Below are 23,903 nucleotides of genomic sequence, written 5' to 3' on the forward strand. Positions count from 1 at the left end.
GCAGAGCCGGACCCAGTCGCGATACGGCACGCGGTGAGATGGGCCCCGGCTCAGCAGCGCATCGTTTTGCGCTGCGCTGCGTCCGGGGCACGAGACCTATCTTGCGAACTGCTACTTCGCGTCCTCCAGGATCATCGTCGCGCCCTTCTCCGCGATCATCGCGGTCGGCGTGTTGGTATTGCCCGAAGTGATCGTCGGCATGATCGAAGCGTCGACGATGCGCAAGCCGCTGAGGCCATAGAACCGCAGCCGTTCGTCCACCACGGCCATCGGGTCGTTCGCCGTGCCCATCTTTGCGGTGCCGACGGGGTGGAAAATGGTGGTGCCGATATCGCCGGCGGCTTTGGCGAGCGAGGCGTCGTCGTCGCCGACCGTCGGCCCCGGCAGATATTCGCTGGGCCGGTACTTTGCCAGCGCCTTCTGCTGCATCAGTCGGCGCGTGGTGCGAATGGCGTCCGCGGCGACCTGGCGGTCATCGTCCGTCGACAGGTAGTTCGGCGCGATGATCGGCTTCTCGTCGGGGCTCGCCGAACGGAGCCGCACGGTGCCGCGCGAGGTCGGCTGCAGATTGCAGGCGCTGACGGTGATTGCAGGGAAGCGATGCAGGGGATCGCCGAACTTGTCGAGCGACAGCGGCTGCACGTGGAATTGGATGTTGGCGCGGGCGCGCGTCGCATCGGAGCGCGTGAAGATGCCGAGCTGCGACGGGGCCATGGTCAGCGGACCGCGGCGGCGGAAGGCGTAGTCGAGTCCCATCAGACCGCGGCGGAACAGATTGTAATAGGTCTCGTTCAGCGTGCGTACGCCCTCGACCTTGTAGATCGCGCGCTGTTGCAGGTGATCCTGCAGATTGCGCCCGAGGCCGGGCTTGTCCATGACGATGTCGATGCCGAGCGGCGACAGCCAGTCGGCAGGGCCGATGCCGGAGCGATGCAGCACCTGCACCGAGCCGATGGAGCCTGCCGAGAGCACCACCTCGCGCTTTGCGCGCGCCTCGATGATCTCGCCGTTCTGGATGAAGCGCACGCCGACGGCGCGGCCCTGCTCGATGATCACGCGGTCGACAAGCACGTGCTTCTCCAAGCGCAGATTGGGGCGCCTCAAGGCCGGCTTGAGGAAGCCGCGCGCCGACGACCAGCGCCGGCCGCGCTTCTGGTTGACGTGGAAATAGCTGGTGCCTTCGTTGTCGCCGGTGTTGAAATCCGGGATGCGCTTGATGCCCATCTGCTCGGCGGCGTCACCGACGGCGTCGAGAATGGCCCATGACAGCCGTGGTGCCTCGATGCGCCAGCCGCCGCCGGCGCCGTGATGCTCGCTGGCGCCGAGGAAGTGGTCCTCGAGGCGCTTGAACAGCGGCAGCACGTCGTCATAGCCCCAGCCGGCCAGGCCAAGCTGGCGCCAGTGATCGTAGTCGGCAGCCTGGCCGCGCATCGAGATCATGGCGTTGATCGCCGAGCAGCCGCCGATCACCTTGCCGCGGGGATAGGCCAGCGAACGGCCGTTCAGGCCGGGCTCGGCCTCGGTCTTGAACATCCAGTCCGAACGCGGATTGCCGATGGCGAAGAGATAGCCGACCGGGATGTGGAACCAGATCCAATTGTCGTCGCCGCCGGCTTCCAGGATGAGAACGCGGTTGCTTGGGGCAGCCGACAGCCGGTTGGCGACGATGCAGCCCGCGGTGCCAGCTCCGACGACAATGTAGTCAAACTCACCTTCAAGCCGCCTCGGCATTTGCTACCACCCGGATTCTCTTTGCTTTCCGTTTAATAGGCAGACGCCGCCGACCGGGACAAGCCCGGCCATGCCGGGTGAACAGGGCTAGACCCCGATTGCCGCCGGTTGGGTGGACCGACGCTTGCATGGTACACAATCCTGTATTTCCAACAGCTCGAGACCTTCCATGCCCATCGTGAACCGCGTCGCCGACCTTCAACCCGATATCCAGGCCTGGCGGCGGGACATCCATCAGCACCCCGAGCTGCTGTACGATGTCCACCGCACCGCAGCATTCGTTGCGGACCGGTTGCGGGAGTTCGGCTGCGATGAGGTCGTGACCGGTCTCGGCCAGACCGGCGTCGTCGGCGTGATCAAGGGCAACAAGCCCGCCGGCGAGGGACTCAAGGTGATCGGCATGCGTGCCGACATGGACGCGCTGCCGGTCGAGGAGCAGACCAATCTGCCTTACGCCTCCAAGACCCCCGGCAAGATGCACGCCTGCGGCCATGACGGCCACACCGCGATGTTGCTCGGGGCGGCCCGCTATCTCGCCGAGACGCGCAATTTTGCCGGCGATGCCGTGGTGATCTTCCAGCCCGCCGAGGAGGGCGGTGCCGGCGGCGCGGCCATGGTCAAGGACGGCCTGATGGAGCGGTTCGGCATCGAGCAGGTCTACGGCATGCACAACGGCCCGGGCATTCCGGTCGGCTCGTTCGCGATCAGGCCAGGCCCCATCATGTCGGCGACCGACGAGGTCGACATCATGATCGAAGGCGTCGGCGGCCACGCCGCGCGTCCGCACAAATGCGTCGATTCCGTGCTGGTCGGCGCGCAGGTGATCACGGCCCTGCAGTCGATCGTCTCGCGCAGCGTCGATCCCCTGGAATCGGCGGTGATCTCGATCTGCGAATTCCACGCCGGCAACGCCCGCAACGTCATTCCGCAGACGGCGACGCTGAGAGGCACCATCCGCACGCTGACGCCGGAGGTGCGCAAGCTGGTCGAGAAGCGCGTCCATGAGGTCGTGGCGGGCGTGGCGCAGATCACCGGCGCCAAGATCGACCTGCACTACAAGCGCAATTATCCCGTCGTGAACAACCATGCGGCGGAAACCGAGGTGGCACGGCGCATCGCCACGCAGGTCGCGGGCGAAGCCCATGTCCACGAGATGGCGCCGCTGATGGGCGGCGAGGATTTCGCCTACATGCTGGAAGCGCGGCCCGGCGCCTTCATCTTCTGCGGCAACGGCGACAGCGCCGGCCTGCATCACCCCGCCTATAATTTCAACGACGAGGCGATCGTCTACGGCACGTCCTATTGGGTGAAGCTGGTCGAGGAGCAACTCGCGGCGTCTTAGTGGGCTGGGGCACCGACAGTAACCACAGCGTCATAGCCGGGCTTGTCCCGGCCATCCACGCCTTTCCACGCAGCACAAAGAACGTGGATGCCCGGGACAAGCCCGGGCATGGCTGCTGAATGTTCAAAAGCAATTGCCCTCTCCCCGTAAGAACGGGGAGGGGGTAAGCGGCACCTTCAGAACATCCGCGAGAAGATCACGTAGAGCGTGGCCGACAGCATGATCGCGCAGGGCAGCGTCAGCACCCAGGCCATCAGCAGGTTGCGGATCGTCGACCATTGCAGGCCCGAACCGTTCGCGGCCATGGTGCCGGCGACGCCCGACGACAGCACGTGCGTGGTGGAGACCGGCAGGCCGAACACGTCGGCGGCGCCGATCGTGGCGGCGGCCACGAGCTCGGCGGACGCTCCTTGCGCGTAGGTGAGATGGCTCTTGCCGATCTTCTCGCCGACCGTGATGACGATGCGCTTCCAGCCGATCATGGTGCCGAGGCCGAGCGCGATGGCGACCGCGATCTTCACCCAGTTCGGGATGAACTTCGTGGCGGCGTCGAGCGATCCCTTGTAGGCGTTCAGAGTCGCGATCTCCTCCTTGTTGAGATCGTTCTCCTTGTCCTTCATCAGGAAGCGGATCGCTTCGGAGGTCATGTACATGTCGTTGCGGGTGTTGCCGACGGCTTCCGCGGGCAGCTTGTTCAGCGTGCCGTATTTGGCAACCTGGTCGCCGACCTCCTTCACCAGCACGGCGAGCGAGGGATAGGTGCCCTCGTTGATGTGGCGCAGCGTGATGTATTGCGTCACGGCGGGACGGGGATCGCCGATGATGCTGTGGCCGGCGCCCTTCGCCGAGATCACCCTGGCGGCGGCATCCGAGGTCTTCTGGAACTGGACGACCTGGGATTCCGGCAGCGCTCGGTTGAGCGCGTAGGCCGTCGGCACGGTGCCGATCAGGATCAGCATGATCAGGCCCATGCCCTTCTGGCCGTCGTTCGAGCCGTGCGCGAAGCTGACGCCGGTGCAGGTCGCGATCAAGAGGCCACGGATCCACAGCGGCGGCGCCTTGTTGCCTTCAGGCGCGGAATAGAGCGCCGGGTTGCGCACGATGAACTTGAGCACGAGCAACAGCGTGGCGGCACAGATGAAGCCGAACAGGGGCGACAGCAGCAGCGCGTAGCCGATCTCGGTCGCCTTGGTCCAGTCCACGCCCGAGGTGCCGTCGCGGCCGCGCATGACGGCGTTGGCGACACCGACGCCGATGATCGAGCCGATCAGCGTGTGCGAGGAGGAGGCGGGCAGTCCGAAGAACCAGGTGCCGAGATTCCACAGGATCGCGGCGATCAGCAGCGCGAACACCATGGCGAAGCCGGCGCTGGAGCCGACCTGGAGGATCAACTCGACCGGCAGCAGCGAGACGATGCCGAAGGCGACCGCGCCGGAGGACAGGAGCACGCCGAGGAAGTTGAAGAAGCCCGACCACATCACCGCGACCTCGGCCGGCAGCGAATGGGTGTAGATCACGGTCGCCACCGCATTGGCGGTGTCGTGGAAGCCGTTGACGAATTCGAAGCCGAGCGCGATCAGGAGCGCGATGAACAGGAGGATGTAGGGCAGATAGGTCGTCACCCGCGTGCCGGTGGCGTTGACGTCGACATAGATGCTGTAGGCGACGAACAGCAGGCCGGCGGCGAGGATGCCGAAGAACAGGATCATCGTCAGCGGATTGAAGCCCTTGTCGAGATTTGGCCGCGAGGCCGGCTGGACGGGCGCGGGATCTGCTACCGCGCGGTCGAATGCAACATCGGTCATGTCTGGACGCCCCTTAACTTTCAGGTCAGGGTATTGTCCGCGATGGATTTGAAGGCCGGATGACAACCGAGGCGCGAAAGCCGTTTTCCTGCAAGCATGCCGTTGCCAGTGCTTAGGCGGCCCGTGCGGCCTTCTTCTGCAGGCCGGCGGCGATCTTCAGATCCTCGACAAAGCGTCGATACTCCAGCACCTTGGCTTCGGGATCGGGCAGCCGCAGCAGGTAGGACGGATGCACCGTCACGAGCGCTTTGCGCCCGTCGGGAAGATCGATCAACCGGCCGCGGTTCTTGCCGATCGGAGTGATCTTGCCGAACACGCTTTGCGCGGCGGTGGCGCCCATCGCCACGATGAGATCCGGCTGGATTGCCGAAACTTCCCGCTCATACCATTGCCGGCACGCCCGGATCTCAGGTGTGTTCGGCTTCTGGTGCAGGCGGATCTTTCCGCGCGGCACGAATTTGAAGTGCTTCACCGCGTTGGTGACATAGACCTTCTTGCGGTCGACGCCGGCTTCCTCCAGCGCACGGTCGAGCATCTGGCCGGCCGGGCCGACGAAGGCGTGGCCGGCGAGGTCTTCCTTGTCGCCGGGCTGCTCGCCGACCAGCATGATATTGGCGTTCTTCGGGCCTTCGCCGAACACCGTCTGCGTCGCGTCCTTGTAGAGATGGCAGGCGCGGCAATGCGCGGCCTCCTCGCGGAGCGTTTCGAGTTCGTCGGCAGCTGGCTTGCGTTTCATCGGAGCCTCCGGCCGCTTCTGAGGCTTATGCGGATCGGTTGCGGCATTGGCGATCATGGCACCGGTCATGCGCTCGGCGTCCTCGATCAAGGGCTTAATGATCGAAGCCTCGGGCAGGTTCCTCCAATATTTCTTCGGCATCTCGGCCTGCATAGCCTTCACCTTGAGCCGGGCCGGATTGAAGATGCTGGCATAGTAGCGCCGCCAGGTTTCCTCGAGCCGGTCTTCGCCCGGCGCCTCGCTCTTGCTGACGCCCGGCGTGAACGAGAGCGCATGGCCGTCCCAATGCGCGCAGAGGTCCGGCGTCAGGATTGACCAGGGCATGTCGGCAAAGCGCTTGGCGAAGAACGGCGCGGCAAGCTCGACGATGTGATGCTCCGGCTCGAACCAGGCGACGTAATGCGCCTCGCGTTCCCGGCCGATCTCGCGGAAGCGCACGAAGGCATGCATCTTGTGCTCGTCGCGATAGACCGCTTTCGCCATGGCAGTGACTTGCGCGACATCGGGGTCGGTCGCGACCTCGATGAGATCGTGATTGTCCTTCAGCCGGAACAGCAGGCGATACAGGATGGCAAAGCGCTCGCCATCGCGGTGCAGGATCGCGGCCTTGGCGAGCTCGACGAATTTGCCTGATACGTTGAAGGTGCCCTCGTTCACTTCGAGGATCGGAGACGGCGCTTGCGGCGCGAACAGCTCGGCTTCGCGGCCCTGCACGGTCCAGGTGACATCGCTGGGCGGCACGTGGTGAAGCACGAGGCTCCGCGCGGCTTTGCGCCAGCCGTCGAAATCGGTTTCGGTGTCGAGGGTGATGTACTGCATCAGAAGCCAAATCCCAGTTGCGTTGCCTTCGGCTTGAACCGTTCGATCAGCCCCGTAGCGTCGAGCCGATGTGGGGCGGGGCGGTGATCGCTGAGGACGATGAACGGCAGCGCCTTGTTGCGGGGCACATGCAGCCGCGCGAGATCGGCGAGGCGGATCGTGGTGGTGCGCCGCGTCGCGATGATGCGTTCGACTGTCCTGGTGCCGAAGCCGGGCACGCGCAGCAGCTCCTCACGGCTGGCGCGGTTGACGTCGAGCGGGAAGCGGTCGCGATGGCGCAGTGCCCAGGCGAGCTTGGGATCGATGTCGAGCGGCAGCATCGCGCCTTCGTCGACGATCTCGCCGACTTCAAAACCGTAGAACCGCATCAGCCAGTCGGCCTGGTAGAGCCGGTGCTCGCGCAGCAGCGGCGGCTGCACCAGAGGCAAGGCGCGGCTCGCGTCCGGGATCGGGCTGAAGGCGGAGTAATAGACGCGCCGCAGCCGGTAGGCGCCGTAGAGATTGGCGCTGGTGTGGAGAATGGTGTGGTCCGAGGCGCTATCTGCGCCAACGATCATCTGCGTGCTCTGTCCGGCCGGCGCGAAGCGCTGCGGCTTGGCCTTCGTCTTTGCGCTGCGGCTCTCCTCGGCTTCGTCCAGCTTCAGCCGCAGCCGGCCCATGGTGCGGCGGATCGCGCGCGCGTCTTTCTCCGGCGCGAATTGCTGCAGGCTCGTCTCCTCAGGCATCTCGATGTTGATCGAGAGACGATCGGCATATTTGCCGGCCTCGGCGATCAGCGCATCGTCGGCCTCGGGAATGGACTTCAGATGGATGTAGCCGCGGAAGTGATGCTCCTCGCGCAGTTTTCGCGCGACGCTCACCACTTGCTCCATCGTATAATCAGGGCTGCGGATGATGCCGGAGGAGAGAAACAGGCCCTCGATGTAGTTGCGCCGGTAGAAGTCGAGCGTGAGCTTGACCAATTCGTCGATGGTGAAGCGGGCGCGTGCTACGTTCGAGGAGGCGCGGTTGACGCAATAGAGGCAATCGTAATTGCAGGCGTTGGTCAGCAGCACCTTGAGCAGCGAGATGCAGCGTCCGTCCGGCGCGTAGGAATGGCAGATGCCCATGCCCGGCGCGGTCGAGCCCATGCCCTTGTGATCGCTGGAATCCCGCTTCTCGGTGCCGCTGGAGGCGCAGGATGCGTCGTATTTGGCGGCATCCGCCAGAATCTCCAGCTTGCGTTGTACGTCCATCCTCGAATCCCTTTGATTCAGCTCATGAATCCGACAGCGCGCCAATTCGATTGACTCTTCTGGCCTCGTTAGCTTTATATTAGAACATATCATGAACAAATGAGCCAGCCGTTGGTTCTTCTTTTGAAGACCACGGCATCAATCTCTGAGGAGCGGCGAGCATGAGCGGCGCACGCACAAGCGCGCTTGCGACCTTGCGCAGCCAGATCGAGCGCATCGAGACCGCGGAGGTCGTGCATCAGCGCGACCGAGTCGCGCTCGGCCACAGCGAGGCCGACAGCGCGCTGAAGGGAGGGCTCGCGCGCGCGGTGATCCACGAGGTGTTTTGCGAAGGACGACAGGGCGCCGCCGCGACGGGCTTTGTCATGGGGCTTGCGGGACGCGTGAGCGCGCGCCGGCCGCTGCTGTGGGTGCGACAGGATTTTTCGGAAATCGAAACCGGTGCGCTGTCGATGAGCGGGCTCGCCGAGCTCGGCCTCGATCCGCGCCGCCTGGTGATGGTGCGCGCCGCCGATGTCGAGAGCGCGTTGCGCACCTCGGCCGATGCGCTTGCCTGCGATGCGCTGGGCGCCGTCGTGCTCGAGCTCTGGGGCGAGATCAGACAGTTCGATCTCGTGGCAAGTCGCAAGCTGACGCTGGCTGCGCAAAGCTCGGGCGTTACCGGCCTCTTGCTGCGGATGGCCGCGCAGCCGCTGCCTTCGACCGCGGAAACACGATGGATGCTGCGTGCGGCGCATTCGCCGCCGGGCTCGGTGTGGAGTGCCTGGGGCGCGCCGGTGTTCGATGCCGAGCTCTTGCGCAATCGTCATGGCCCGTGCGGCCGGTGGATCATGGAATGGAATTGTGATGAGTGCCAGTTCAGTGAACCGTCGACGTATCCTCAGCCTGTGGCTGCCGCGCCTGCCCATCGACAGGATCCAGCGGTTCGTTGGCAGCGCCGGGCTGGGTAAAACCAATCATGAGCCTGATATCGTCGTCATCAAGGACAACAATGCGCTGGTGATCCATGCGTTGGACGAGGCCGCCGAGCGCCTCGGCCTGTATATCGGCCAGCCGCTCGCCAATGCGCGGGCGATGTGTCCGGACTTGCGTGTGTTCGACGCCGACCCTGTCGCTGATGCGAAGACGCTCAGCGATATCGCCGATTGGTGCGACCGTTTCACGCCGCTGGTGGCGCTCGATCCGCCGCACGGGCTGTTTCTTGACATCACCGGCTGCGTCCATCTATTCGGCGGCGAGGCCGCGCTGCTCAAGACGCTGGTCCGCGCGCTCGGCCGGCAAGGCTTTGCCGTCAGCGCGGCGATCGCCGCCACCTCGATCTGCGCCCGCACGCTGACTCGGCAGGCATCCGGCACCATCGTGGCCGATGGCGGGGAGGCGGAGGCGATCAGGTCGTTTCCAGTCTCCGCGCTCGGTGCAGGTGAAGCCATCACCACCGGCCTGCGCCGCGCCGGGCTGAAGACCATCGGCGATGTCGCCTCGCGCGCGCCGGGCGAGATCACGGCGCGGTTCGGTGCGCGGTTCTCGACCCTGCTCGCGCATGCGCTGGGGCAGGGTGATGCGCCGATCAGCCCGCGAAAACCGCTGCCCGACTACATCGTGGAAAAACGCTTTGCCGAGCCGATCGCGACCGACACCATGATCGCGATGACGCTGTCGCGGCTGGCCGACACGTTGATCGCGTCCATGGAGAAGCAGGGCAAAGGCGCACGACGACTTGAAGCGGCATTCTTCCGCACCGACGGTGTGGTGCGCGCGATCACGGTCGAGACCGGGCGTCCGGTGACGCGCAGCGCGGTCGTCGACCGCCTGTTCCGCGAGCGGCTCGATGCACTCGCTGATCCCCTCGATCCCGGCTTCGGCTTCGACATGGTGCGGTTGTCGGCGAGCCGCACCGAGATCGTGGTGCAGGAGCAGCGCGACCTCGATGCCCATGTCCACGACAATGACGAGCTCGCCGCGCTGATCGACCGCATCGCTGCGCGCATCGGCGGCAAGCGCGTCGTCGTGCACCTGCCGCAGGATACCCACATCCCCGAAAGCGCGGTGCTGGCCGCATCGGCGCAGCATCATCTCGCTGCCGCCATGCAGGCCGAATGGCCGGCGCGCGTCGCGAGCGAGCCGCCGCTGCGTCCCTTGCGGCTGTTCGACAAGCCGGAGCCGATCAAGGTGCCGTTCGCGACCGTGCCCGACGGCCCGCCGCATCAATTCACCTGGCGCCGCGCGCTGCATGCCGTGGTCCGGGTGGAGGGGCCCGAGCGCATCGCGATGGAATGGTGGCGGCAGGACGGCAAGCAGCTGACGCGGGATTATTTCCGCATCGAGGATGCCGAGGGCCTGCGCTTCTGGATCTTTCGCGACGGTCTCTATGAAGGCGAGGTGTTTGACGGTGACGGCAAGCCGGCGTCTCCCGGCTGGTATGTGCACGGTCTCTTCGCATGAATACGCTGAGCTATGCCGAGATCGGCATCACCACAAACTTCTCCTTCCTGCGCGGCGGCTCGGATCCGCGCGCCTATGTGCATCAGGCCAGCAAGTTCGGGATTCCCGCGATCGGCATCGCCGACCACAACACGCTCGCCGGCGTGGTGCGCGCCTACCAGGAGCTCGACAATGACGAGGTGCTGCACAAGCCGAAACTGTTGATCGGCGCCCGCATCGTCTTCATCGACGGCACGCCGGACATCCTGGTCTATCCACGCGATCGCGCGGCCTATGGCCGGCTGTGTCAGCTCCTCACAAGGGGCAAGCGCGGCGACGACATCACGCGGATCGAGAAGGGCGAGTGTCATCTCACCCTCGCCGATCTCCTGGAGTTTTCGCAAGGCCAGCTCCTGGTCTTGACGCTGCCGCATCGTTTCGAGCCGGCGCGGGCGCTGGATGTGCTCGCAAAGCTCGAGGAGAGCCGTGCCGAGGGCGTGTGGCTGGCGGCGAGCCTGCTCTATCGCGGCGATGACAGGCGTCGCCTGTCCCAACTCGATGATCTCGCCGCAAAGGCCAAGGTGCCGCTGCTCGCGACCAACGAGGTGCTGTATCACGATCCCCGCCGCCGTCCGCTCCAGGACGTGCTGACCTGCATCCGGGAAAAGACCACGATCGAGGCGATTGGGCGGAAGCTCGAAGCCAATGCCGAGCGCTTCCTGAAGACGCCGCGAGAGATGGCGCGGCTGTTCCGCGATTTTCCTGAGGCGATCGCACAGACCATGCGCTTTGCGGACGCAATCGAGTTCTCGCTCGATCAGCTCAAGTACCAATATCCCGACGAGCCGGTGCCGCCGGGCAAGACCGCGCAAGGACATCTGGAAGACCTGACCTGGGCGGGCGTCGACAAATATTTCGGCGGCAAGATCGACGACAAGCTGCGCGCGACGTTGAACAAGGAGCTCGCGCTGATCGCCGAGCTGAAATACGCGCATTATTTCCTCACGGTGCACGACATCGTCCACTACGCGCGCAGCCAGAACATTTTGTGCCAGGGGCGCGGCTCGGCGGCGAACTCGGCCGTGTGCTACGTGCTCGGCATTACCTCGGTCGACCCGACCAAGGTCGACCTCTTGTTCGAGCGCTTCATCTCCAAGGAACGGCTGGAGCCGCCCGACATCGACGTCGATTTCGAGCATTCGCGCCGCGAGGAGGTGATGCAATATGTCTATCGCCGCTACGGCCGCCACCGCGCCGCGATCATCGCCACCGTCATCCATTATCGCCCGCGCAGTGCCATCCGCGACGTCGGCAAGGCGCTCGGCCTGACCGAGGACGTCACCGCCGCGCTCGCCGACACCGTCTGGGGCAGCTGGGGCAAGGGTCTCAACGACATGCAGGTCCGGCAGGCCGGGCTCGATCCCGACAATCCCATGATCAACCTCGCGGTCGAGCTTGCGACCGAGCTGATCGAATTCCCCCGCCATCTTTCCCAGCATGTCGGCGGCTACGTGCTGACCCAGGACCGGCTCGACACCTATGTGCCGATCGGCAATGCCGCGATGGACGACCGCACCTTCATCGAATGGGACAAGGACGACGTCGACGCGCTTAGCATGATGAAGGTCGACGTGCTCGCGCTGGGCATGCTGACCTGCATCAGGAAATGTTTCGATCTCATCGACCAGCACAAGGGCGAGCGTCTTGTGCTGGCGAGCGTCCCGCAGGACGATCCAAACGTTTACGACATGCTGTGCCGCGGGGAATCGCTCGGCGTGTTCCAGGTCGAGAGTCGCGCCCAGATGAACATGCTGCCGCGTCTGAAGCCGCGCACCTTCTACGATCTCGTCATCGAGGTCGCGATCGTGCGCCCCGGGCCGATCCAGGGCGACATGGTGCATCCTTACTTGCGGCGGCGGAACGGGCTCGAGCAGGTGAGCTATCCGTCGCCGTCGCCGGAGCATGGCGACAAGGACGAGCTCTACAAGGTGCTGCACAAGACGCTCGGTGTTCCGCTGTTCCAGGAGCAGGCGATGCGCATTGCGATCGAGGCCGCACATTTCACCTCCGAGGAAGCCAACGGCCTGCGCCGCTCGATGGCGACCTTCCGCAATGTCGGCACCATCGGCCAATACGAGGAGAAGCTGATCGGCAACATGGTCGCCCGCGGCTACGATCCCAACTTCGCCAAAAGCTGCTTTGACCAGATCAAGGGATTTGGCTCCTACGGCTTTCCGGAGAGCCATGCCGCGAGCTTTGCACAGCTGGTCTACATTTCGTCGTGGCTGAAGCACTATCATCCCGACGCCTTCTGCTGCGGTCTGTTGAACTCGCAGCCGATGGGCTTTTATGCCCCGGCGCAGATCGTCGGCGATGCCCGCAAGAACGGCGTCGAGGTCCGAGACATCGACGTGTCCTACAGCTTTGCCCAGAGCACGCTGGAGGAGGGGAGCGGCAAATACTGCGCCGTGCGCCTGGGCTTCCGCCAGATTGATGGATTCCATTGGCTGGACGAGGATGAAGAGAGGCTGAAACGCTCTCAGCTGTCATTCCGGGGCGCGCAAAGCGCGAACCCGGAATCCATAACCCCGGTCGGGAGTATGGATTCTAAGGTGCGCAATTGCGCACCAGAGCTCGCGCCAAGAGGCGCGCCCCGGAATGACGACGTGGAGAGAGTGTCCGATTGGGCCGACCGCATCGTCGCCGCGCGCAACCGCCGCCCCTTCACCTCGCTCGAAGATTTCGCCCGCGACACCGGCCTGCCCAAGCGCGCGCTGATCCTCTTGGCGGACGCCGATGCGTTCCGCTCGCTCGGGCTCGACCGCCGCGAAGCGTTGTGGCAGGTGCGGCGGCTGCCCGACGACGTGCCGCTGCCGCTGTTCGAGGCGGCGACCGCGCGCGAGCAGCCGGACGAAGGCGCAAAACCGCTGCCGGTGATGCCGCGCGCCGAACAGGTGGTCGCGGACTACCAGACCATCCGGCTGTCGCTGAAGGGCCACCCGATGGAGTTCTTGCGGGAGATGTTGACGCGCGAGCGCATCGTCGCCTGCAAGGAGATCAGCCATGAAAACGAGCGGCGCCGCGTCCGCTGCGCCGGCGTGGTCCTGGTGCGGCAGCGACCGGGCAGCGCCAGCGGCGTCGTGTTCATGACGCTGGAGGATGAGACCGGCATCGCCAATGTCGTGGTCTGGCCCAAGATCATGGAGCAGTACCGGAAAGAAGTGATGGGCGCGCGCCTCATCCTGGTCGAAGGCTACATCCAGAGCAGCCCGGAGAAGGTGACGCACCTGATCGCCCAGCGCATGGTCGACCGCTCGCACGATCTGGTCGGATTGGCCAACGACGCTCTAAGCCGAAAACATCCGGTGCCCGCAGGCGCCACCGTGGTCGAGCCGCTCAACGAAGACCCCCGCGCCCTCGCGGACATGCCCGCGCAAAAAATCCGCCACCCCCGCAACGTCCGCATCCTGCCACCGTCGCGGGATTTTCATTGAGGCTGCGCTCGCAATGACGGTTGTTGCAATGACGGCGCGCCACACTCTCAGTCGTCATGCCCGGGCTTGACCCGGGCATCCACGTCTTTCAGCGTTTGCTGTACCGCGTGGATGGCCGGGACAAGCCCGGCCATGACGACGGAGGGAGGCTGAACGGTCGTTAGAAATTCACCCGGTTCGAGATTGCACCATCCACCACCAGATTCGAGCCCGTGGTGAACCCCGACACCGGGCTTGCCAGAAACACCGCCGCGTTCGCGATGTCCTGCGGCGTCGCCATGCGGCCGGTCGGATTGCGCTTCATCGCGTCCTGGTACCGCTCCGGCATGTTCTTCTCGATCATCTCCCAGACGCCGCCCTTGAAATAGACGGTGCCGGGCGAGACCACGTTGACCCGGATCTTCTTCTTCGCATATTGCCGCGCCAGTCCCTTGGCCATGTGGATCAGCGCGGCCTTGATCGGGCCGTAGGAGCTGGCGGTGTCCGCCTGCGCCGCGGCGATCGACGAGACGATCACGAAGGCGGCATCGCCGCCTTCGGCGCCGCTTGTCTCGAGGAACGGCCGGGCGGCATCGAAGGCGTGCACGGCCCCGAGCACGTCGAGCCGGAAATTCTGCTCCCAGGATGCGGGATCGTGCCCTTGCGCCATTGCGCCGGCATTGGAGAACAGCAGGTCGATGCCGCCGAGCTCTTTCGCTGCAGCCTCGATCCAGCTTTTCAGCGCCGCGCCGTCGGTGACATCGACCGGGCTGCCGGTGGCGCGGATGCCGCTCGCCTTCAACTCGGCGACGGTTGCCGCAACCTGATCGGCGTTTCGTGCGCACACCGCGACATTGGCACCTTCGCCGGCCAGCGTCGCCGCAATCGCCCGCCCGATGCCGCGCGTGCCGCCGAGCACGACGGCGTTCTTGCCTTTGAGGCCGAGATCCATTGTTGGCTCCTTTTTGTTGGTGTTGCGAGTGTAGCCGTTTCGGCTGGGATGCTGAACTCTCCAATTCGTCATTGCGAGCGCAGCGAAGCAATCCAGAAATGCATCCGGGGAAAGATTCTGGATTGCTTGTGCGCCAGGAGAAGCTGGCGCGATCCAGCCGGTGGAAGACCGGTCCGGGTAGGCCGTAGCGGGCGCCCGGTAGCGAGTGTTGCGTGGTCGCCGGTGACGGCGGCTGCGAAGCGTACACAGCGATCCTGTGGGGTGGGCTATTGAGCCGCGAAAGACAGAAACTCGCAGAGGCCGAGACGGTAAGCAACGTCGAAGGCAACATGTGCGGTCCCGCTATGCGAGGGACTGACGCTCTGCCGTGGTCGAAGACCCCATCACGCAGGAAGGGATCGTGTCGGAACCTGGGAGGTCCCGCATCTGGCCGATGGCAACAAGCCTCCAAGGTCCGCATCGGGAAGGCGAGGAGCCGAAGCCGATGATGAACAGGTGCGGGAAGTCGGATGCGGCCGTAGTAGCTGGGAAGCCGGCGAACGAAGCGGAGCGATCCGCGGAGGAGCAGGTGGAGCAAAGGGCCGTGACCGAGGGGAATGCGGACCAGCAAAGCACGTCCCGGACGCCGAGCCGGACAAGCGTGACACCTGCGCTGGAACGCATACGGCGAACGGCAAGGGAAAGGAAGAAGGAGAGGTTCACCGCGCTGCTCCACCACATCAATCCCGACCTGCTCGCGGCGGAGTTCTTCGCGCTGAAGAAGCATGCCGCGGCGGGCGCGGACGGGGTGACGTGGCGGGACTATGAGCAAAACCTCAAGGCCAATCTCGAGGACCTGCATGCTCGTATCCACCGGGGCGCGTATCGACCACAGCCGTCGCGGCGGGTCTATATCCCGAAGCCGGACGGACGGCAGCGACCCCTGGCGATTGCGGCCCTTGAGGACAAGATCGTCCAGCGGGCAACGGCCGCTGTGCTCAACGCGATCTATGAGGAAGACTTCCTCGGGTTCTCGTACGGGTTCCGGCCCGGGCGCAGCACGCACGATGCGATGAATGCGCTCATGGTCGGAATCGAGCGCAGAAAGGTGAACTTCATTGTCGACGCCGACATCCGGGCGTTCTTCGACACGGTGGACCAGGAATGGCTGATCCGCTTCGTAGAGCATCGGATCGGCGACCAGCGCATCATCCGCCTGATCCGCAAATGGCTCAAGGCGGGTGTCCTCGAAGAAGGGACGGTCAGGGTCAGCGAGCAGGGGACAGCGCAAGGGGCGGTGATCTCGCCGCTGCTTGCCAACATCTACCTGCACTATGCCCTTGATCTGTGGGCCGAACGCTTCCGACGGCGCGAGGCCACGGGTGACATGATCATCGTGCGATACGCCGACGACTTCATTGTCGGCTTTGAGCATGAGGATGAGGCCCGGCACTTCCTCGAAGAACTGCGCATACGGCTTAAGGAGTTCGCGCTGTCACTGCATCCCGAGAAGACCCGGCTGATCGAGTTCGGACGCCATGCGGAGGACAACCGCCGGCGTCGCGGGCTCGGCAAGCCGGAGACCTTCAGCTTCCTCGGCTTCACCTTCATCTGCGGCCGATCCAGGCAAGGCAAGTTCCAGATCAGGCGCAAGTCTCGCAAGGATCGCATGCGGGCGAAGCTGCAAGCCGTGAAGCAGGGGCTGCAACGGCGCATGCACCAGTCGGTGCTCGAACAGGGCAAATGGCTGCGGCAGGTCGTCACCGGGTACTTCAATTACCATGCGGTGCCGACCAACAGCCGAGCGCTTGCCGCCTTCCGCTACTTCGTCATCGAACACTGGAGGCGAATGCTTCGGCGCCGCAGCCAGACCGACGGCACGACGTGGCAGCGGGTTGCGCGGCTTGCCTCCGACTTGCTCCCCAAGCCACAAATCCTCCATCCTTGGCCCCGAACACGCTTCGCCGTCACTCACCCGAGGTGGGAGCCGTATGCGGGAAAGCCGCACGTACGGATCTGTGCGGGGGGCGCTCAGCAATGAGCGTCCCTACCGCGACCGTCGCAAGGGCTTCTCGCAATGACGCGGAGAGACCTCACTCCGGCGCCGCCCCGACCGGCGGGCCACCGGGCGGGCGGTGCAGGAAGGTCAGCGAGGCATAGGCGCCGGCCCAGGAGCCGATCGCGGCGAAGGCGACATAGAAGGCGTTCTCGGTGTAGCTGATCACGGCGTAGGAGGAGAGCAGGTACCAGACCGCGCTCCAGTTCGCCGCGGGGATGCGCTTGCGCGCGATCACGGCCGAGGTGAACATGACATAGACGGCGTCGGTGGCCGCCGTCGCGATGAACACGGCACCTGCGATGAGGGGATCGATGGCGGCCATTGCATTCCCTTATGTGCTGATGGATGGTCGTAAAAATACAGCATGATCCGGAAAAGTGTGCAGCGGTTTTCCGAAAGATCATGCTCAACTGCAAGGAAGAGAAGCGGTCATGCAAAGCCCCGCCGATATTCTCAAGGACATCTGGACCTCCGCCCGTGGCGATCCGATTGCGCTCGGCCGCGTGCGGCTGACCGGCGAGGAGCCGCAAATCCCGTCCTCGTTTCGCGTTGCCGTCGCCGGCCAGACCACGATCGCGGCGGCCGGCCTTGCCGCCGCCGAGATATGGAAGCTGCGCAGCGGCGAGGCGCAGGATGTCTCCGTCGACATGCGCCATGCCGTCGCCGAATGCCGTTCCGAGCGTTATCTGCGCCGCGACGACAAGCCGCCGCCACCGGCCTGGGACGCCATCGCCGGCGTCTACAGAACCGGCGATGGCCGCTTCGTTCGCTGCCACACCAATTTTCCGCATCACCGCGACGCCGTCTGCAAGGTGCTCAGCTGCGAGCCCGAGCGCGAGAAAGTGCAGGCCGCGCTGATGCAATGGAAGGGCGAGGACTTCGAAACCGCGGTCTATGCCGCGGGCAGCGTCGTCGCCTTGATGCGCTCCTACGACGAATGGTCCGCGCACCCGCAGGCGCGCGCGCTCGCGCAATTGCCGCTGCTCTCGATCGAGAAGATCGGCGAGGCACCGCCGAAGCCGTGGCCAAAAGGCGATCGTCCGCTCTCAGGTCTTTGCGTGCTCGATCTCTCCCGCGTCATCGCCGGCCCGGTCGCCGGCCGCACGCTCGCTGCGCACGGTGCGGACGTGCTGCTGGTGTCAGGACCGGAGCTGCCCGCGATCGACTGGCTCACCATCGATACCGGCCGCGGCAAGCTCACCACCTTCATCGAACTGAAGAGCGAGGCCGGCAGGGCGCAGCTGCGCGGGCTGTTGAAGGACGCCGACATCTTCTCGCAAGGCTATCGTCCGCGTGCGCTCGCCGCGCTCGGCTTTGCGCCGGAGGACGCGGCGCAGATCAATCCCGGCATCGTCTATGTCACCCTGTCGGCCTATGGCCACGCCGGCCCCTGGGCCGAGCGGCGCGGCTTCGACTCCCTGGTGCAGACCACGACGGGCTTCAACCATGCCGAAGGCCAGGCCGCCGGCATCGATGGTCCCAAGGAATTGCCGGCACAGATGCTCGACCACGCCACCGGCTATCTGATGGCGTTCGGGGCGATGATGGCCAAGGCACGCCAAGCGTACGAAGGCGGCAGCTGGCACGTGCGCGTGTCGCTGGCACAGACCGGCCGTTGGCTGTGGAATCTCGGCCGGCTCGAGGGCGGATTGAATACCCCGGACCTTACGGGAGCGGCCGTACATGCTGCGTTCATAGAAACCATGCAATCTGGCTTCGGCACGTTGAAGGCGGTGCAGCATTCGGCTCGGCTGTCGAAGACGCCGGCGCAATGGAGCCGTCCGGCGATGCCGCTCGGCAGTCATCCGGCACAGTGGCCGGCCCGAAGCTGACGTGAAGCTGACATGTCGCAAATTTTTAACGCAAACGGAAAGGGCTGAGGCGTTTTTTAGGTTGTTTGAACTCCCAATTCGGCACTATTAGCGCGACCGATGAGGCAGTCATTTGCCGAGATCGTCGCAGACACGACCGGGCCCCATGGCAATTGAGAATACCAAGCGATTGCACGTGATTGCAAAACAACGGGTGATCGTATCCGTAGTTTTACTAGCTCTCGCCGGCGCCGGTGTCGGAGCGTACGGCTTGCTCTCTTCGGGCCCGAAGGCAAAGAAGCACTCCGAGATCTCCAGCCAGTCGCGCAGGAATGCGCAGACCTTCACGCCCACGCCATCCGAATGGGCGACGCTGACGATCGAGCCGGTCGCCGCCAGGAGCTTCCGGGCCGAGTATGTCACCGAGGGCAAGGTCGCGGTTGACGAAGACCGCTCGACGCCGGTGTTCTCGCCCTATGCAGGCCGTGTCACCAAGCTGCTCGCAAAGCCGGGCGAGACGCTGAAGCAAGGTCAACCGCTGTTTACGATCGAGGCCGCCGACACCGTGCAGGCCCAGAACGATTTCATCGCGGCGATGACCTCGCAGAACAAGGCGAAGTCGGCGCTCGAGCTTTCCGACATCCAGTTCAAGCGCGCCAAGGACCTCTACGAGGGCCATGCCATTCCGCTCAAGGATTACCAGCAGGCGGAAGCGGCCCAGGTGCAGGCGCGCAACGACATGCGCTCTTCGGTGACGGCGCTGGAAGCCGCGCGCAACAAGCTGCGCATCCTCGGCTTCACCGACGAGGCCATCAAGACGTTTCAGGAAAAGGGCGTCATCGATCGGGAGATCACGATCTACTCGCCGATCTCCGGCACCGTCGTGCAGCGCAAGATCGGCCCCGGCCAATACGTCAATTCCGGCGCAAGCGATCCGGTCTTCGTGGTCGGCGACCTCTCCACGGTCTGGCTCACCGCCTTCGTGCGCGAGAGCGATGCGGCCGCGGTGTGCATCGGGCAGGACATCACCGTCAACGTGATGGCGCTGCCAGGCCGTCCGTTCAGCGCCAAGATCAACTACGTTGCCGCCGCGATCGACCCCGCCACCCGCCGCCTGCTGGTCCGCGCCACCATCGACAACAAGGACGGCCTGCTCAAGCCGGAAATGTTCGCGAACGTCACGATCTATTCGGCCGGCGACCGCGCCGCGCCGGCGGTGCCGAAGCAGGCGCTGATCTACGAGGCCGACAAGGTCCGCCTCTGGGTCGCGCGTGAGGACAAGTCGGTCGAGCTGCGCCAGATCAAGATCGGTCTCATCAACGGCAACCTCGTCGAGGTCACCAGCAATCTGAAACCCGGCGAGCAGATCGTCACCAAAGGCAGTCTGTTCATCGACCGCGCGGCGTCCGGCAGCTGATCGACGACCCAAGAAAATTGAAGACCTGAATGGATCGTCTCGTTGCCCTTGCCGTCGACCGGCGTTTCCTGATGGTCGGCATGTTCGCCGCCGTGTTGATCGGCGGCCTGATCGCGTTCAACCGGCTCAACATCGAGGCCTATCCCGATCCCACCCCGCCGATGGTCGACATCGTGACGCAGAGCCCGGGCCTGTCGGCGGAGGAGATCGAGCGCTACATCACGATCCCGATCGAGACCCAGGTGGCGGGCCTGAAGAACATCACGACCATCCGCACCATCTCGCTCTACGGTCTGTCCGACGTCAAAATCCAGTTCTCCTTCGCCTATACCTATGACGAGGCGCTGCAGCAGGTGCTGAATCGCCTGGCGCAGCTCGCGCCGCTGCCCGGCAACGTTCAGCCGCAGATCTCGCCGCTCAGCCCGATCGGCGAGATCTTCCGCTATCGTCTGGTCGGTCCGCCGAACTACAGCGTGCTCGACCTCAAGACCATCCAGGATTGGATGCTGCAGCGTCGCTTCCGCGCGGTGCCCGGCGTGATCGACGTCACCGGCTGGGGCGGCAGGAGCAAGACCTACGAGATCCAGGTCGACTTCAACAAGCTGGTCGCCAACGGCCTGACGCTGCCGCAACTGCTCCAGGCGGTCGGCAATTCCAACGTCAATGTCGGCGGCAACACCGTCAATATCGGCCAGCAATCCGCCGTGGTGCGCGGGGTCGGCCTGATCCGCTCGATCGACGACCTCGCCAACACCATGGTGGCGCAGACAGGCGGCAATCCGGTTCTGGTCAAGGACGTCGCCACCGTCACGGTCGGCCAGAAGCCACGTCTCGGCATTGCCGGCATCGACGATTCCGACGACATCGTGCAGGGCATCGTCCTGATGCGGCGCGGCGAGCAGAGCTCGCCGACCATCAAGCGCGTCCACGAGCTCGTTCAAGCCATCAACAACTCCAGCATCCTGCCCCCCGGCGTGCGCATCGAGCGCATCTACGATCGCGGCGACCTGATCGAGCTCACCACCCACACCGTGCTGCACAACATGGTGGTCGGCATCCTGCTGATCGTGCTGTTGCAGTGGATCTTCCTCGGCGATCTCCGCAGTGCGCTGATCGTCGGCGCCACCATCCCGTTCGCGCTGTTCTTCGCCGTCATCATCCTGGTGCTGCGCGGGGAATCGGCCAACCTCCTGTCGGTCGGCGCGATCGATTTCGGCCTCATCGTCGATGCCACCGTGATCATGGTTGAGGCGATCTTCCGCCGCCTCACGCAAACGACGCCGATGTCGGAATCCGAGCATATGTCGCCCGAGACGCTGTTCGGCATGAAGAGCCATGCCATCCTCAGCGCGGCCGCCGACGTCTCGCGATCGATCTTCTTCGCCGCCGCAATCATCATCGCGGCCTTCCTGCCGCTGTTCACGCTGTCAGGCGTCGAGGGCAACATCTTCGGGCCGATGGCGCGCACCTACGCCTATGCGCTGGCCGGCGGTCTCCTTGCCACGTTCACCGTGACTCCGGCGCTGTCCGCGATCATCCTGCCCGCGCATGTCGAGGAGACCGAGACCAAGGTGATGCTGATCCTGCACCGGCTGTACTCGCCGTTGCTGAATTGGGCGGTCGCCAATCGCAACATCGTCCTCGGAGGTGCGGTCGGCCTCGTGCTGATGACGGTGGCGCTCAGCCGGCTGCTCGGCCTCGAATTCCTGCCGAAGCTGGAGGAGGGCAATCTCTGGATCCGTGCCACGCTGCCGCCGACCATCTCGCTGCAGGAAGGCAACAGCTACGTCAACGAGATGCGCAAGGTGATCCGCGCCCGTCCCGAGGTCGAATCCGTCGTGTCGCAACACGGCCGTCCCGACGACGGCACCGACGCCGCCGGCTTCTTCAACGCCGAGTTCTTCGCGCCGCTCAAGCCCGTGAGCCAGTGGCCCGGCACCCGCGACAAGGAGGAGCTGACCGCGCAACTGCTCAAGCAGCTCGACGATCGCTTCCCCGGCGTCGAATTCAACTTCTCGCAATATCTGCAGGACAACGTCTCCGAAGCCGTTTCCGGCGTGAAGGGCGAGAACTCGATCAAGCTGTTCGGCAGCGATCTCCAGGCGCTGACCGACACCGCCAACAAGATCAAGCAGGTGCTGTCGACCGTGCAGGGTGTCACCGACCTTGCCGTGTTCACCTCGCTGGGACAGCCGACCGTCCAGATCGACATCGACCGCGCCAAGGCCGCGCGTTACGGCCTTGCGCCGGGCGACATCAACGCCACCATCAAGGTCGCGATCGGCGGCGACACCGCCGGCGACCTCTATGAGCCCGGAAGCGACCGCCACTTCCCGATCATCGTCCGCCTCGCGCCGGAATACCGCCGCAGCGCCGAGGCGATCCAGAATTTGCGGATCGGTGCGCCCGGGCCGAACGGCACCGTCACGCAGATCCCCTTAAGCGAAGTCGCGACCATCAGCCTCGTCTCGGGTGCGGCCTACATCTATCGCGAGCAGCAGGAGCGTTATCTGCCGATCAAGTTCTCGGTGCGCGAACGCGATCTCGGCAGCGCGATCCGCGAGGCACAGGACAAGATCGCCGCGCAGGTACAGCTGCCGCCGGGCTCGCACATGGAATGGGTCGGCGAGTTCGGCAATCTCCAGGACGCGATCCAGCGGCTGTCGATCGTGGTGCCGATCTCGCTGGCGCTGATCGGCGTGCTGCTCTGGTTCAATTTCGGCTCGATGACCGACACGCTGCTCGCGATGAGCGTGATTCCGATGGCGATCTTCGGCGGCGTGCTCGGCCTTCTAATCTCGGGTACGGCATTCAGCGTCTCCGCGGCGATCGGCTTCATCGCGCTGTTCGGCATCGCCGTGATGGACGGCATCATCATCCTGTCGCAGTTCAACCAGCTGATCGAAGAGGGCATGGACCGCATGAGCGCGGTGGTGCGCACCGGCGAGCTGCAGCTCCGGCCCGTGCTGATGACCTGCGTCGTCGCAGGCGTCGGCCTGCTTCCGGCAGCACTGTCGGAAGGCATCGGCTCGCAGGTGCAGAAGCCGCTCGCGGTCGTCGTCGTCACCGGCATGATGCTGGCGCCGGTCGTGATCCTCGTGACCTTGCCGGTCCTGATCTCGTTCTTCTCCCGCCGCGCGCGCTGATCGTCAGAACCCGTAGAGCCGCGCCGGATTGTCGACCAGGATCTTCTTGCGCACCTCGGCATCCGGCGCCCACACCGGAAGCTGATTGAGCAGGCGGCCGTCGTCGATCTGATAGAGCGGCGCGATGTCGGTGGGCTTGCGGCCCTCGACGCGGCTCGAATCCGGATGCGGCCAGTCGGTGCCCCAGACGATGCGGTCCGCATTGGCCGCGATCAGCGCGCGGGCATAGGGCACCATGTCCTGATAGTCGGGCGCGAGCTTCGACGAGCGATAGGCGCCCGAGATCTTCACATAGGCCTTGCCGGACTTCACCAGCGCGACGAGGTCGGAGAAGCCCGGCTGCTCCAGCCCGAGCGAAGCCTCGAGGCCACCGAAATGGTCGAACACGACCGGTACCGGCGCCGTCTCGACGAGGTCCTTGATCGCCGAGATCATGGCCAGCGTGGTGTAGAGCTGCACGTGCCAGCCGCGCGCCTTCATGCGCTCGACGGCGGCGGTGAAGCGCGGCCGGCCGACATTGGGGTCGTTGACGCCGCCGGTCGCCAGATTGAGGCGGATGCCGCGGAAGCCGTCCTGATGCATCGTATCGAGCGCGCTCTCCGGCGTCTCGTCGTCGATCACGGCGACGCCGCGCGCGGTCGCGCCGCGCACCTTCATGCCGAACAGCGTCGAGGAATTGTCGGTGCCGTAGACGCTCGGTGTCACGATCACCACGCGCTCGATATGCAGCGCCTTGTGCAGCGCGGCCATTTCTTCCGGCGAAGCCGGCTCCGGCGTATAGACGCGTCCCGCGAAGAACGGAAACTTTTCGACATCGCCGTGAATGTGGGTGTGGCAGTCGCAGGCATGCGCCGGCACATCGAAATTGATCGGCGTCGCAGGCTGCGCCGCGCGGGCATGGGCTTTGCTGGTCATGGTTACTCCGGCCGCAAGGGAGGCAAGCAGGACGCCGCGTCGGCTGAGCATGGTTTCTCTCC

15 protein-coding genes are annotated in these 23,903 nt (G+C 64.9%); 8 read left to right on the forward strand and 7 right to left on the reverse strand.

What is annotated here, in order from left to right:
• Positions 1–111: 111 nt before the first annotated feature.
• Positions 112–1,731 carry a GMC family oxidoreductase gene (locus tag N2604_RS15655; protein ID WP_260375520.1) on the reverse strand — a complete coding sequence of 540 codons (1,620 nt, stop codon included), beginning with the start codon at positions 1,729–1,731 and terminating at the stop codon, positions 112–114.
• Positions 1,732–1,900: 169 nt separating this feature from the next.
• Here N2604_RS15655 and N2604_RS15660 point away from each other — a divergent pair, with 169 nt between their 5' ends.
• Positions 1,901–3,073, forward strand: a complete 1,173-nt coding sequence (locus tag N2604_RS15660) for a M20 aminoacylase family protein (protein ID WP_260375521.1) — start codon at positions 1,901–1,903, stop codon at positions 3,071–3,073.
• 176 nt (positions 3,074–3,249) lie between these two features.
• On the opposite strand, the gene N2604_RS15665 is transcribed toward N2604_RS15660, so the two are convergent.
• From N2604_RS15665 to N2604_RS15675, 3 genes are all read right to left on the reverse strand, one after another.
• Positions 3,250–4,878, reverse strand: coding sequence for an inorganic phosphate transporter (locus tag N2604_RS15665; RefSeq protein ID WP_260375522.1), 1,629 nt, complete (start codon positions 4,876–4,878; stop codon positions 3,250–3,252).
• A 112-nt stretch (positions 4,879–4,990) separates the two neighbouring features.
• Positions 4,991–6,433, reverse strand: coding sequence for a UdgX family uracil-DNA binding protein (locus N2604_RS15670; RefSeq protein WP_260375523.1), 1,443 nt, complete (start codon positions 6,431–6,433; stop codon positions 4,991–4,993).
• A complete protein-coding gene (locus N2604_RS15675) occupies positions 6,433–7,668 on the reverse strand; it encodes a putative DNA modification/repair radical SAM protein (protein ID WP_260375524.1) in 1,236 nt (411 codons plus the stop codon). The genes N2604_RS15670 and N2604_RS15675 overlap by 1 nt, the downstream gene beginning before the upstream one ends.
• A gap of 161 nt (positions 7,669–7,829) precedes the next feature.
• On the opposite strand from N2604_RS15675, the gene N2604_RS15680 reads away from it, so the two are divergent.
• The 3 genes from N2604_RS15680 to N2604_RS15690 are packed head-to-tail and all read left to right on the forward strand — an operon-like array spanning position 7,830 to position 13,583.
• Positions 7,830–8,618: an ImuA family protein gene (locus N2604_RS15680; RefSeq protein WP_260375525.1), complete on the forward strand. Its 789-nt coding sequence runs from the start codon at positions 7,830–7,832 to the stop codon at positions 8,616–8,618.
• Positions 8,515–10,110: a DNA polymerase Y family protein gene (locus N2604_RS15685; RefSeq protein WP_260375526.1), complete on the forward strand. Its 1,596-nt coding sequence runs from the start codon at positions 8,515–8,517 to the stop codon at positions 10,108–10,110. Before N2604_RS15680 ends, N2604_RS15685 begins: the two co-directional genes overlap by 104 nt.
• Complete coding sequence (locus N2604_RS15690) at positions 10,107–13,583, forward strand: error-prone DNA polymerase (protein WP_260375527.1); 3,477 nt, start codon at positions 10,107–10,109, stop codon at positions 13,581–13,583. Before N2604_RS15685 ends, N2604_RS15690 begins: the two co-directional genes overlap by 4 nt.
• Positions 13,584–13,743: 160 nt before the next feature.
• Here the strand turns inward: N2604_RS15690 and N2604_RS15695 are convergent, their stop codons facing one another.
• The gene (locus N2604_RS15695; RefSeq protein ID WP_260375528.1) at positions 13,744–14,514 is read right to left on the reverse strand and encodes an SDR family NAD(P)-dependent oxidoreductase; all 771 of its coding nucleotides are present in this window, start codon (positions 14,512–14,514) and stop codon (positions 13,744–13,746) included.
• 487 nt (positions 14,515–15,001) lie between these two features.
• Between N2604_RS15695 and ltrA the strand changes: the two genes are divergently transcribed.
• Entirely contained in the window at positions 15,002–16,534 is a 1,533-nt protein-coding gene (ltrA, locus tag N2604_RS15700; protein WP_409241725.1) for a group II intron reverse transcriptase/maturase, read from the forward strand.
• Between the two features lie 52 nt (positions 16,535–16,586).
• Here the strand turns inward: ltrA and N2604_RS15705 are convergent, their stop codons facing one another.
• Positions 16,587–16,874, reverse strand: coding sequence for a hypothetical protein (locus N2604_RS15705; RefSeq protein ID WP_057027154.1), 288 nt, complete (start codon positions 16,872–16,874; stop codon positions 16,587–16,589).
• A gap of 109 nt (positions 16,875–16,983) precedes the next feature.
• On the opposite strand from N2604_RS15705, the gene N2604_RS15710 reads away from it, so the two are divergent.
• The 3 genes from N2604_RS15710 (at position 16,984) to N2604_RS15720 (ending at position 22,926) form a co-directional block, all read left to right on the forward strand.
• Positions 16,984–18,384 (forward strand): CoA transferase, encoded by a 1,401-nt coding sequence (locus N2604_RS15710; RefSeq protein ID WP_260375529.1) that lies wholly within the window; start codon positions 16,984–16,986, stop codon positions 18,382–18,384.
• A gap of 145 nt (positions 18,385–18,529) precedes the next feature.
• Entirely contained in the window at positions 18,530–19,780 is a 1,251-nt protein-coding gene (locus N2604_RS15715) for an efflux RND transporter periplasmic adaptor subunit (protein WP_260375530.1), read from the forward strand.
• Between the two features lie 29 nt (positions 19,781–19,809).
• On the forward strand, positions 19,810–22,926 hold the full coding sequence (locus tag N2604_RS15720; protein ID WP_260375531.1) for an efflux RND transporter permease subunit: 3,117 nt from the start codon (positions 19,810–19,812) through the stop codon (positions 22,924–22,926).
• A gap of 3 nt (positions 22,927–22,929) precedes the next feature.
• Here N2604_RS15720 and N2604_RS15725 read toward each other — a convergent pair whose 3' ends face one another.
• Positions 22,930–23,892 carry an amidohydrolase family protein gene (locus N2604_RS15725; RefSeq protein ID WP_260375532.1) on the reverse strand — a complete coding sequence of 321 codons (963 nt, stop codon included), beginning with the start codon at positions 23,890–23,892 and terminating at the stop codon, positions 22,930–22,932.
• Positions 23,893–23,903 lie beyond the last annotated feature (11 nt).

Source organism: Bradyrhizobium sp. CB1015, from assembly GCF_025200925.1.
Lineage (GTDB): Bacteria > Pseudomonadota > Alphaproteobacteria > Rhizobiales > Xanthobacteraceae > Bradyrhizobium.

Coding starts and splice junctions, on each gene's coding strand:
- N2604_RS15655 (WP_260375520.1), bottom strand. CDS start 1,731: ATGCCGAGGCGGCTTGAAGGTGAGTTTGACTACATTGTCGTCGGAGCT.
- N2604_RS15660 (WP_260375521.1), top strand. CDS start 1,901: ATGCCCATCGTGAACCGCGTCGCCGACCTTCAACCCGATATCCAGGCC.
- N2604_RS15665 (WP_260375522.1), bottom strand. CDS start 4,878: ATGACCGATGTTGCATTCGACCGCGCGGTAGCAGATCCCGCGCCCGTC.
- N2604_RS15670 (WP_260375523.1), bottom strand. CDS start 6,433: ATGCAGTACATCACCCTCGACACCGAAACCGATTTCGACGGCTGGCGC.
- N2604_RS15675 (WP_260375524.1), bottom strand. CDS start 7,668: ATGGACGTACAACGCAAGCTGGAGATTCTGGCGGATGCCGCCAAATAC.
- N2604_RS15680 (WP_260375525.1), top strand. CDS start 7,830: ATGAGCGGCGCACGCACAAGCGCGCTTGCGACCTTGCGCAGCCAGATC.
- N2604_RS15685 (WP_260375526.1), top strand. CDS start 8,515: ATGAGTGCCAGTTCAGTGAACCGTCGACGTATCCTCAGCCTGTGGCTG.
- N2604_RS15690 (WP_260375527.1), top strand. CDS start 10,107: ATGAATACGCTGAGCTATGCCGAGATCGGCATCACCACAAACTTCTCC.
- N2604_RS15695 (WP_260375528.1), bottom strand. CDS start 14,514: ATGGATCTCGGCCTCAAAGGCAAGAACGCCGTCGTGCTCGGCGGCACG.
- ltrA (WP_409241725.1), top strand. CDS start 15,002: ATGAACAGGTGCGGGAAGTCGGATGCGGCCGTAGTAGCTGGGAAGCCG.
- N2604_RS15705 (WP_057027154.1), bottom strand. CDS start 16,874: ATGGCCGCCATCGATCCCCTCATCGCAGGTGCCGTGTTCATCGCGACG.
- N2604_RS15710 (WP_260375529.1), top strand. CDS start 16,984: ATGCAAAGCCCCGCCGATATTCTCAAGGACATCTGGACCTCCGCCCGT.
- N2604_RS15715 (WP_260375530.1), top strand. CDS start 18,530: ATGGCAATTGAGAATACCAAGCGATTGCACGTGATTGCAAAACAACGG.
- N2604_RS15720 (WP_260375531.1), top strand. CDS start 19,810: ATGGATCGTCTCGTTGCCCTTGCCGTCGACCGGCGTTTCCTGATGGTC.
- N2604_RS15725 (WP_260375532.1), bottom strand. CDS start 23,892: ATGCTCAGCCGACGCGGCGTCCTGCTTGCCTCCCTTGCGGCCGGAGTA.